The following is a 10,545-nucleotide window of genomic DNA, read 5'->3' as shown; positions in this document are numbered from 1 at the left end:
CCGGATACTTCTTCGAACTTCCCACGACTCCATCCTTCACAAGAGATGAAGTCTCCGGACTCACCGGGGCGGTTCAGTCAGTCCAGATTGCGCTCATGCCGCAAGACGGCGACATCCCGGGAAATCATCTGATCGGTTCGCCTGGCCAGATCTGATGTCGTTACCGGCACGGCATGCTCAAAATCTGGCGTATAGACGTAGTCACCGTCATCCTCTATCCGCAAACACACAACGGCTTCTCTTCCCCAGTCCACTCCCCATGTGCGCGCGGGTCGGCACCGAGACTGCACCGTCGTCATCACCGTCACCTCCCTGGGCGACAGCAGCGAGCCGGACCGTCGCGGGGCGGCGACGCGCACGGGGGTGTACTCGTACTCATCGTCATCCTTGTACCCAACCGCATCAGCGCTGACCCGACGGTCATCGAGAAGACCCGGGATAAAAATCTTCGGATGAACACCGGGTCGTCTCATCTCGGCGGCCGCTGCGACCGCAGCGCCTAACTCGTAGGGCGACAACGCAAAAACGTCGACCACATCCTCATCCCGACGCTGCACGGCGAAGAATCCCGATTGCCCCACGCGATAGGCGAGCATGCGGATGTCCGGATCTTCCGATATGTAATTGACCCGGCATTCGACCCAGATGTCAGCCGGCACATAGGCGTCCAGCCATGCGCAGAATGGGCGCAGATCTCCATGATCCAATCGGTCCGCGAGCGTCGCTAGGTTCGACGGCGGCATTTCCGACGGTTGAGTTCGCCAAAATGGATAAGGCAAGCCCTCGCGTCCTTGTAGTTCACAGACCCCAGCGAAATCGATGAGGTCGATAGCGCCGACGTGATCCATCGCTACAGTACTCATCTTTGGCCTCTCCAAACCCAATTTGACCTGATGTTTCCCTCAGCGGTCACGCTCAAGTCGATCGACGCGACAGTCACACGACGTGCGGCATCTACCTTCGAGCCGCGCCACTCTTTGTCAGCGCAGTAGGGCCCGGCTCATGACGACGCGTTGGATCTGGTTGGTGCCCTCGTAGATCTGGGTGATCTTGGCGTCGCGCATCATGCGTTCGACGGGGAAGTCGATGGTGTAGCCGGCGCCGCCGAACAACTGGACCGCGTCGGTGGTGATCTCCATGGCCACATCGGAGGCGAAGCATTTGCTCGCCGCGGAGATGAACCCCAGATCCGGCTCACCACGCTCGGCGCGTGCGGCCGCCGAATACACCATCAACCGCGCGGCCTGCAGCTTCATCGCCATGTCGGCGATCATGAACTGCACACCCTGGTTGTCGGCCACCGGCCGGCCGAACTGCTTGCGGTCCTTGGTGTAGGCGATCGCCGCATCCAGCGCACCCTGGGCGATACCGACCGCCTGCGCCCCGATCGTCGGGCGGGTGTGATCGAGGGTGCGCAACGCGGTCTTAAACCCCGTACCCGGCTCCCCGATGATCCGATCCCCGGGAATACGGCAGTTCTCGAAATACAACTCGGTGGTCGGCGAACCCTTGATGCCCAGCTTTTTCTCCTTGGGCCCCACCGTGAAACCCTCATCGTCTTTGTGCACGATGAACGCCGAGATCCCGTTGGCCCCCTTGTCCGGATCAGAGACCGCCATCACCGTGTACCACGTCGACTTACCACCGTTGGTGATCCACGCCTTGGTGCCGTTGAGCACCCAGTCATCCCCGTCAGCACTCGCCCGGGTACGCATCGCCACCGCGTCACTGCCGGACTCCCGCTCAGACAGCGCATAGGAGGCCATCGTCTCCCCCGCCGCCAACGACGGCAACACCTGCGACTTCAGCTCATCAGAGCCGGCCAGGATCAACCCCATCGTGCCCAGCTTGTTCACCGCCGGGATCAACGACGACGACGCACACACCCGCGCCACCTCCTCGATGACGATGCACGTCGCCACCGAATCGGCACCCTGACCACCGAAGGCCTCCGGCACATGCACCGCGTTGAACCCCGAGGCGTTCAACGCCGCCAACGCCTCCTCGGGAAACCGCGACTTCTCATCGACCTCCGCGGCATACGGAGCGATCTCCTTCTCCGCCAACGCCCGGATCGCCGAACGCAACTCCTCATGCTCCTCGGGCAACGCAAACACGTCGAACGAGGGGTTCCCGGTCCATCCAGCCATCACAGCCTCCTAGCTACTCGCCGGTAACTTTATCGTGTAGTGCGGCGTCCTTGGCCAGCACCATGTCGGCCAGCTCCTGTTGGAAGGTCACCATCCGCTCGCGCAGGGTGGTGTCGGCGGCGGCCAGGATGCGCACCGCCAGCAGTCCGGCGTTGCGCGCCCCACCGATCGAGACGGTGGCCACCGGCACCCCGGCGGGCATCTGCACGATCGACAAAAGCGAGTCCAGCCCGTCGAGGCGGGCCAGCGGCACCGGCACACCAATCACCGGCAGCGGGGTCGCCGAGGCGACCATGCCGGGCAGGTGGGCCGCCCCGCCGGCCCCGGCGATGATCACCGCCAGACCGCGCCCTGCGGCGTCGCGGGCGTAGTCGAACATGCGTTGCGGGGTGCGGTGCGCGGAGACCACCCCCACCTCGAAGGGCACCTCGAACTCGGCGAGCGCGTGGGCCGCGTCGGCCATCACCGACCAGTCGCTGTCGCTGCCCATGATCAGCCCGACCCGGGGTTGCGGTGGGGTGCTGGGGGTCATGGCTGCCGCTCCTTCTGCTCGTCCGCGGTGCTCGCTGCGGGGTTCACCGTGTGCCACTGCTGGGTCGCGCCGTCGGCGCGATGCGGGTCCCAACCGTCGCTCCACCGTCCGTGTGCCACCCAGTGTGCCGCGAGTTCGGCGCGAGCGCGCAGGTCGGCGAGGTCGGATGCGTCGGTGCCGAGCAGATTGAGGTGCCCGATCTTGCGGCCGGGCCGTTCGGCCTTGCCGTACAGGTGCACCCGCACGTCGGGCATCCGGGCGAACAGGTGGTGGAGCCGCTCGTCGAGGCTCATCGTCGGGGTCTGGTCGGCGCCGAGCACGTTGGCCATCACCGTCACCGGCGCGATCGCGCTGGTCGCCCCGAGCGGATAGTCGAGCACCGCGCGCAGATGCTGTTCGAACTGGCTGGTGGCCGCGCCGTCCATGGTCCAGTGTCCGGAGTTGTGCGGGCGCATCGCCAGTTCGTTGACCAGCAGCTCCCCGGTGTCGGTTTCGAACAGTTCGACGGCGAGCACCCCGACCACCCCGAGTTCGGCGGCGATCCGCAGCGCCAGCTGCTGGGCCTGCTCGGCGCGGGCGGTGGGCAGGTCCGGGGCCGGGGCGATCACCTGCACGCAGATGCCGTCGCGCTGCACGGTCTGGACCACCGGCCACGACGAGCCCTGCCCGAACGGCGAGCGCGCCACCAGCGCGGCCAGCTCGCGGCGCATCGCCACCCGTTCCTCGACTAGGGCGGGGACACCGCTGTCCAGGTACGCAGCGGCATGATCCCGGGCCGCGGCGGGATCGGCGGCCATGGCCACCCCGCGGCCGTCGTAGCCGCCGCGGGCGGCCTTGACCACGGTCGCCCCGCCCACCTGTCCGGCGAATTCGGTCACCGCGTCGAGGTCGGCGGCGCTGTTCACGGCCAGGTAGCGCGGCATCGGGGCGCCGAGTTCGCCCAGCCGGTGACGCATCACCAGCTTGTCCTGGGCGTGGTGCAGCGCCGCCGGGGGCGGTGCCAGCGCGACCCCCTCGTCGGCCAGCTGCGTCAGGAGCGCTGCGGGCACGTGCTCGTGGTCGAAGGTGACCACCGTCGCGCCGGCGGCTGCGCGGCGCAGGTCGGCGAGCTCCCGGTAGGAGCCGACCACCACATCGGGGCTGACCTGCGCGGCCGGGTCGTCGCTGGTCTCGGCCAGCACCCGCAGGCTCTGGCCCAGCGCGATCGCGGCCTGATGCGTCATCCGGGCCAGCTGACCCGCACCGATCATGGTGACCTGGGGGCCGGCGGGCTGGCGACGGCCCGGATCAGCGGGCGCGGCGCGGCCATGCGGAGTGGGAGGCACGGCACATATGGTGTCATGCCGGTGGGGCGGCGATTTCATCGTGTTTTTACATGTTCGTCGGTCGAAACGTAGACTGGCGTGTTGTGTCATTCACCGACGCCACGATCGCGCGCCTGCCCGGGGCTATTCGCCCCCTGGCCGAACGCCATCATGAGCTGATCAAATTCGCCATCGTCGGTGGTACGACGTTCATCATCGACTCGGCGTTGTTCTACACGCTGAAGCTGACCGTGCTCGAGCCCAAGCCGGTGACCGCGAAGATCATCTCCGGGATCGTGGCGGTGATCGCCTCCTACATCTTGAACCGGGAGTGGAGCTTCCGCGACCGGGGTGGCCGCGAACGCCACCACGAGGCGCTGCTGTTCTTCGCGTTCAGCGGGGTGGGGGTGCTGCTGTCGATGGCGCCGCTGTGGTTCTCCAGCTATGTGCTGCAGTTGCGCGCCCCGATGGTGTCGCTGACCGTGGAGAACATCGCCGACTTCGTCGCGGCCTACATCCTGGGCAACCTGCTGCAGATGGTGTTCCGGTTCTGGGCGTTCCGGCGTTGGGTCTTCCCCGACGAGTTGGCCGGCACACCCAGCGCCGACGGTGATCAGGCTCTCAGCGCGGTGCTCGACGACGGCGCGCTGGTCGAGTCGATCGAGGACGGCCGCGCCGGTGCCACCACCGAGCGCAACCCCGCCGAGCGCAACACGAACGTGGTGAGCCTGTTCCGGCGGCGCCACCGTCAGGCGCCGCGCCCGGTCGACCCGGACCAGGTGTCGTCCCAGGTGTCGAAGACTTCGTGATACAGCAGCGCGTGGACCTGTTCGACGCGCGGAATGTCGTAGAACGCCAGCGGGTCCTGCGCTGCTGATTCGATGATCAGCGTGCCGGTGCGCAGCATCCGGTCGGTGAGTCGGTGGGTGAACTCCACGCTGTTGATCCGGGCCAGCGGGATGTCGATGCCGCTGCGGGTCAGCAGCCCGTGCCGGTACATCACCCGGCGGTCGGTGATGACGAAGTGGGTGGTCAGCCAGGCCAAAAACGGCCAGACGCTGAACCAGCCGACCAGCACCGCCCAGATGGCGGCGATGACGGCGAACACCACGTTGCGCGCGGTCGGCTCCCAGTTCTGGGTGTCCACCACCGCCGCGCCGAAGGTGGCCACCGCGGTGGACACCAGCAGTGTCAGCACGGCGGAGACCAGGCGTTTCCAGTGCGGATGGCGGTGCAGCACCACCTGCTCGTCGTCGGCGAGGACGTTGTCGGGATACGGCACGGCGTTGCCTCAGACCGGCCGCAGGTGGGTGACGTCGCCGGCGGCGACGGCCACGGTCTCGGTCCCGGTGGCCACGCACAACCGCCCCAACTCGTCGATCGACTCCGCCACCCCCGCCACGGTCTGCCCGCCGGGCAACAGCGCGCGCACCTGCCGGCCCAGCGTGACGCTGCGGGCGGTGTAGTCGGCGATGAGTCCGGCGTCGGCGCCGCCCGCGGCGCGCCAGGCCGCGATCCGTGCGGCGAGCGCATCGAGCACCGCCACCGCCAACGCGGTGCGGTCGGTGGGTGCCCCGAGCATCGCCAGGGAGGTGGCCTGCGGGGTCGGCGCCTCCGCGGCGGTCATCGCCACGTTCAGGCCCAGGCCGACGACGATGGTCTTCGCCGGTGCGGCCACTTCGGCGAGGATCCCGGCCAGTTTGCCCGGCGCATCACCCGGTCCGGCGAGCACGTCGTTGGGCCATTTCAGCCCGACCGTCAGACCGTGATCGGCCAGCGCGTCGGCGACGGCCACCCCGGTGGCCAGCGGCAACCATCCCCACGCGGCGGTGGGCACCGCGGCGGCGGCCACCCCGACCGACAGCGACAGCTGCGAGCGCGGCGGCGCCGACCATTCCCGCCCCTGCCGGCCGCGGCCGGCGCTTTGGTGTTCGGCGGCGAGCACCGCGCCGTCGATGTCGTCGCCGTCGGTGGCGCGGGCCAGCAAATCGGCGTTGGTGGAGCCGGTCTGCTCGACCACGTCGATGCGACGCCACCGGCCGCCCAGCGCGGCGCGCAGCGCCGTTTCGTCGAGGGCGGGGCGGGCCGGATCGCGTTCGGTCATTGGGGTGATGATAGGCGGGCCGGCGGCTACAGGTGGCGCTGACGGCCGTGGGCGTAGAACTCCGCGTCGAGCCCGCGGCGGTCGACCGCACTCAGCAGCCGGTAGTCGGGGGCGCCTCGGCCCACCCAGCGGTACACCGGGTCGTCGGTGTGCCAGCGCTCGGTCTGCAGTTGCCGTTTGAGGACCTTGTTCGAGCCGGTGACCGGCAGCGCCGAGGAGATCCGCAGCAGGCGTGGAATCCCTTTGCGGCCCAAGCTTTTGTCGGCGGCCAGGAACGCGGCGAGCGCTGCGACGTCGACACCGGCGGGGTCGGCGACCTCGACGGCGGCCATCAATTGGTCCCCCGAGCGCGGGTCGGGCACGCCGTAGCCGGCGGCGGCGATCACTCCCGGGTAGCGCCGCAGCGCATGTTCGACGGTGAGCGCGGAGATGTTCTCCCCGTCGACCCGGATCCAGTCGCCGCGGCGGCCGGCGAAGTAGAGGAACCCGGCGGAATCCAGGTAGCCCAGATCCCCCGTCCAGTACCAGCCGTGACGCAGCCGCTCGGCGTCGGCGGCCTCGTTTTTGTAGTACCCCTCGAAACCGGCGGCGCCGCGCTTGTCGACGATCTCGCCGACCGCCTCCTCGGGGTTACACAGCCGCCCGTCGGCGTCGAACGTTGCGGGCGGGCAGGTCTGCAGGGTGTGCGGGTCGAGCACCACCACGCCGTCGTGGGCGGGGCGGCCCAGTGCGCCGGGCGGGGCGTCGGGGTCGCGGGCCACCGCGCCGCCGCCCTCACTGGAGCCGTAGCCCTCGAACAGCTCAACGCCGAAGCGGCGGCGGAATTCGCGTTGGTCGGCCGGGGACGCCTCGGTGCCGAATCCGCGGCGCAGCGTGGTGTCGGCGTCGTCGGGGCGTTCGGGGGTGGCCAGCAGATAGCCCAGGGCTTTGCCGACGTAGGTGAAAAACGTGGCCCCGAAGTAGCGGACGTCCTCGAGGAACCCGGTGGCGGTGAAGGTGGGGGTCAGGCAGACGGTGGCGCCGCGGGACAGCGCCGGCGCCCACAGCGCCATGATCGCGTTGCCGTGGAACAGCGGCATGCAGCAGTATTCGACGTCGTCGCGGGTGTGGGCGTATCTGTCCGCGGCGGCGTCGGCGATGCGCGCCAACCGGCCCTGGCTGCAGCGGACCGCTTTGGCCGCCCCGGTGGTGCCGGAGGTGAACAGCAGCAAAAACAGCGTCTCGGCTCCCACGCCGGGCGCCGCGGCCGGGGCCGTACGCCGCGCCGCCACCCGCTCGAGGTAGCCGTCGTCGTCGACGACGAGGATCCGGTCACCGCCCAGCCCCATCGACGCCGGCAGGTCGAGGCCGGCGACCCGCGCCGCTCCGGCACGGTCGGTGACGATCAGCTGGCAGTCGGCGTGGCGGATCTGCTCGGCCAGTTCGGTCGCGCCGCGGGTCGGGTTCAGCCCGACGATGGCCGCCCCGGCCAGCGCCGCCCCGCCGAGCCAGAACACGAAGTCGGCCACGTTGTCCAGCAGCACCCCGATGTGGAAGGGGCCGTCGCGGCGCAGTTCGGCGGCCAGGGCGGCGCGGGCCGCCGATTCGGCGAGAACCGCGTCCCAGCTCCAGTCCCGGTCGCGGGTGCGCAGCCCCGGATGGGGGTCGCCGGCCCGGTCCAGCAGCATGGTGGCGATATCGGTGCGCATCGGGGGCAGGCTATCTCCTCCCCTCGCTCTCCTCCCCGCGCTCGCTTCGGCACGCTCGCTTCGGCGCCCCGGTGGGCGACACGCACAGATGGGGCTCCCGGCGGCGAGTGGCGCGGCAAACGCAGTTAAGCTCGACGGTTATGACGAGCGCAACCGACTCCGCCGCCGGTTCAGCCGGCTCTCACGTCGAACCGGCGGCCGAGCACGAGATCGACATCCACACCACCGCCGGCAAGCTCGCCGACCTCAAGCGGCGCGCCGCCGAGACACTGCACCCGGTCGGCGAGGCCGCGGTGGAGAAGGTGCACGCCAAGGGCAAGCTCACCGCGCGCGAGCGCATTCTGGCGCTGCTCGATGAGGACTCGTTCGTCGAACTCGACGCGTTGGCACGCCACCGCAGCACCAATTTCGGCATGGGCGAGAAACGCCCGCTCGGTGACGGCGTGGTCACCGGCTACGGCACCATCGACGGCCGCGAGGTCTGCATCTTCAGCCAGGACGCCACCGTGTTCGGCGGCAGCCTCGGGGAGGTCTACGGCGAGAAGATCGTCAAGGTGCAGAACCTGGCGATCAAGACCGGTCGCCCGCTGATCGGCATCAACGACGGGGCCGGGGCCCGCATCCAGGAGGGTGTGGTCTCCCTCGGCCTGTACAGCCAGATCTTCCACAACAACATCCTCGCCTCCGGGGTGATCCCGCAGATCTCGCTGATCATGGGCGCGGCCGCCGGCGGGCACGTCTACTCCCCCGCGTTGACCGACTTCGTCGTGATGGTCGACCAGACTTCTCAGATGTTCATCACCGGCCCGGACGTCATCAAGACCGTCACCGGTGAGGACGTCACCATGGAGGAGCTCGGCGGGGCGCACACCCACATGGCCAAGTCCGGCACCGCGCACTACGTGGCCTCCGGGGAGCAGGACGCCTTCGACTACGTGCGCGACCTGCTCAGCTACCTGCCGCTGAACAACTACGCCGACCCGCCGCGCTACGCCGAGCCGGTCGCCGAGGGCTCCATCGAGGAGACCCTCACCCCGGAGGACATCGAGCTGGACACGCTGATCCCGGACTCGCCCAACCAGCCCTACGACATGCACGAGGTCATCACCCGGATCCTCGACGACGACGAGTTCTTGGAGGTGCAGTCCGGGTACGCGGGCAACATCGTCGTCGGCTTCGGCCGCATCGAGGGCCGCAGTGTCGGGATCGTCGCCAACCAGCCCACCCAGTTCGCCGGGTGTCTGGACATCAACGCCTCGGAGAAGGCGGCGCGGTTCATCCGCACCTGCGACTGCTTCAACATCCCGATCGTCATGCTGGTCGACGTGCCCGGCTTCCTGCCCGGCACCGACCAGGAGTACAACGGCATCATCCGCCGCGGCGCGAAGCTGCTCTACGCCTACGGCGAGGCCACCGTCGCCAAGATCACCGTGATCACCCGCAAGGCCTACGGCGGCGCCTACTGCGTGATGGGGTCCAAGGAGATGGGCGCCGACGTCAACGTCGCCTGGCCGACCGCCCAGATCGCGGTGATGGGGGCCTCCGGTGCCGTCGGGTTCGTCTACCGCCAGAAACTCGGCGAGGCCGCCAAGGCCGGCGAGGATGTCGACGCGCTGCGCCTGGAGTTGCAGCAGGAATACGAAGACACCCTGGTCAACCCGTATGTGGCCGCCGAGCGCGGCTACGTCGACGCGGTGATCCCGCCGTCGCACACCCGCGGCTACATCGCCAACTCGCTGCGGCTGCTGGAACGCAAGATCGTGCAGCTGCCGCCGAAGAAGCATGGGAACATTCCGCTGTGAGCACCGATCAGAGCCCACCCCCCGCCGGCGAGGCCGCCCCCGACGACGCGGCCCCCGCCCAGCCGTTCGTGCAGGTGCTGCGCGGCGAGCCCACCGCTGAGGAGCTGGCCGCCCTGGTGACGGTGTTCGCCGGTGCCGCCGGCGGAGGCGGCGAGCCGGCGGCCGCGGCGCGCAACATGTGGGGCCACCCGGTGGACAGGCTGCGCTACTCGATCTTCAGCTGGCAGCGAGTGACGCTGCTGGAGCGCACCCACCTGCGGCGGTGACCCGGCTGGTCCTCGGCTCGGCCTCCACGGGTCGACTCGCGGTGCTGCGCGCCGCCGGCGTCGATCCGGTGGTGATCGTCTCCGGGGTCGATGAGGACGCGATCATCGCCGGTCTGGGCCCGACCGCCCCCGCCGAGCGGGTGGTCGTGGAGCTGGCCGCGGCCAAGGCGCGCGCGGTCGCGGCGAGCCTGCCCGCCGACATCGCCGCCGACGCGGTGGTCATCGGGTGCGATTCGATGCTGCAGGTCGCCGACCGGCTGTGCGGAAAGCCGGGCAGCGCCGAGGCGGCGTTGCAGCAATGGCAGCTGATGGCCGGCGGGTCCGGGCGGTTGCACACCGGGCACTGCGCGGTGCGTGTGCAAGACGGGGCGGTGACCGCCAGTGAATCCGAGACCCGTTCCACCACCGTGTATTTCGCCAATCCCGCACCGGCGGACCTGGACGCCTACATCGCCACGGGTGAACCGATCGGGGTGGCCGGCGGCTTCACCATCGACGGGCTGGGCGGCTGGTTCATCGACCGCATCGAGGGGGATCCGTCCAACGTGATCGGGGTGAGCCTGCCGCTGCTGCGCACGCTGCTGGCCCGCCTGAACGTGTCGATCGCCCCGTTCTGGGGCTGAGCGTTGGGGCTGAGCGCCTTGTCCAGGCGGAGCGCCCACGCGGAGCGTCCCGCCCACGCGGGCGCTCCGCCTGGAC

General features: G+C 69.4%; 11 protein-coding genes. 4 read left to right on the top strand and 7 right to left on the bottom strand.

Annotation, left to right across the window (positions count from 1 at the left end; genetic code table 11):
* Window positions 1-77 precede the first annotated feature (77 nt).
* The 4 genes from B8W67_RS19280 to B8W67_RS19265 all read right to left on the bottom strand — a co-directional run bounded on the left by B8W67_RS19280 (window position 78) and on the right by B8W67_RS19265 (window position 4,046).
* Window positions 78-863, bottom strand: a complete 786-nt coding sequence (locus B8W67_RS19280; RefSeq protein WP_133056156.1) for a hypothetical protein — start codon at window positions 861-863, stop codon at window positions 78-80.
* A gap of 117 nt (window positions 864-980) precedes the next feature.
* Window positions 981-2,150, bottom strand: coding sequence for an acyl-CoA dehydrogenase (locus B8W67_RS19275; RefSeq protein ID WP_085305738.1), 1,170 nt, complete (start codon window positions 2,148-2,150; stop codon window positions 981-983).
* Window positions 2,151-2,163: 13 nt separating this feature from the next.
* Window positions 2,164-2,682, bottom strand: coding sequence for a 5-(carboxyamino)imidazole ribonucleotide mutase (gene purE, locus B8W67_RS19270; protein ID WP_069391188.1), 519 nt, complete (start codon window positions 2,680-2,682; stop codon window positions 2,164-2,166).
* Complete coding sequence (locus B8W67_RS19265) at window positions 2,679-4,046, bottom strand: 5-(carboxyamino)imidazole ribonucleotide synthase (RefSeq protein ID WP_085305736.1); 1,368 nt, start codon at window positions 4,044-4,046, stop codon at window positions 2,679-2,681. The genes purE and B8W67_RS19265 overlap by 4 nt, the downstream gene beginning before the upstream one ends.
* Before the next feature lie 44 nt (window positions 4,047-4,090).
* Between B8W67_RS19265 and B8W67_RS19260 the strand changes: the two genes are divergently transcribed.
* Window positions 4,091-4,795: a GtrA family protein gene (locus B8W67_RS19260; RefSeq protein ID WP_085305734.1), complete on the top strand. Its 705-nt coding sequence runs from the start codon at window positions 4,091-4,093 to the stop codon at window positions 4,793-4,795.
* Here B8W67_RS19260 and B8W67_RS19255 read toward each other — a convergent pair.
* From B8W67_RS19255 to casI, 3 genes are read right to left on the bottom strand one after another with little or no spacing between them, the layout of a single operon-like run.
* Window positions 4,735-5,268, bottom strand: a complete 534-nt coding sequence (locus tag B8W67_RS19255) for a PH domain-containing protein (protein WP_069391186.1) — start codon at window positions 5,266-5,268, stop codon at window positions 4,735-4,737. The two genes, B8W67_RS19260 and B8W67_RS19255, sit on opposite strands and share 61 nt — an antisense overlap.
* 9 nt (window positions 5,269-5,277) lie before the next feature.
* On the bottom strand, window positions 5,278-6,090 hold the full coding sequence (locus B8W67_RS19250; RefSeq protein ID WP_069391185.1) for a biotin--[acetyl-CoA-carboxylase] ligase: 813 nt from the start codon (window positions 6,088-6,090) through the stop codon (window positions 5,278-5,280).
* A 26-nt stretch (window positions 6,091-6,116) separates the two neighbouring features.
* Complete coding sequence (gene casI, locus B8W67_RS19245; RefSeq protein ID WP_085305732.1) at window positions 6,117-7,778, bottom strand: steroid-22-oyl-CoA synthetase; 1,662 nt, start codon at window positions 7,776-7,778, stop codon at window positions 6,117-6,119.
* Between the two features lie 140 nt (window positions 7,779-7,918).
* On the opposite strand from casI, the gene B8W67_RS19240 reads away from it, so the two are divergent.
* The 3 genes from B8W67_RS19240 to B8W67_RS19230 are packed head-to-tail and all read left to right on the top strand — an operon-like array spanning window position 7,919 to window position 10,469.
* Window positions 7,919-9,580, top strand: coding sequence for an acyl-CoA carboxylase subunit beta (locus B8W67_RS19240; RefSeq protein WP_069391183.1), 1,662 nt, complete (start codon window positions 7,919-7,921; stop codon window positions 9,578-9,580).
* Entirely contained in the window at window positions 9,577-9,846 is a 270-nt protein-coding gene (locus B8W67_RS19235; protein ID WP_085305730.1) for an acyl-CoA carboxylase subunit epsilon, read from the top strand. Before B8W67_RS19240 ends, B8W67_RS19235 begins: the two co-directional genes overlap by 4 nt.
* Window positions 9,843-10,469: a Maf family protein gene (locus B8W67_RS19230; protein ID WP_085305728.1), complete on the top strand. Its 627-nt coding sequence runs from the start codon at window positions 9,843-9,845 to the stop codon at window positions 10,467-10,469. The genes B8W67_RS19235 and B8W67_RS19230 overlap by 4 nt, the downstream gene beginning before the upstream one ends.
* The last annotated feature ends 76 nt before the right edge of the window (window positions 10,470-10,545 follow it).

Origin of the sequence: Mycolicibacillus koreensis, from assembly GCF_002104795.1 — a bacterium.
Classification (GTDB): Bacteria; Actinomycetota; Actinomycetes; order Mycobacteriales; family Mycobacteriaceae; genus Mycobacterium; species Mycobacterium koreense.
The sequence above is the reverse complement of the archived record's forward strand: the minus strand, read 5'-3'. Positions and strand labels throughout refer to the sequence as shown.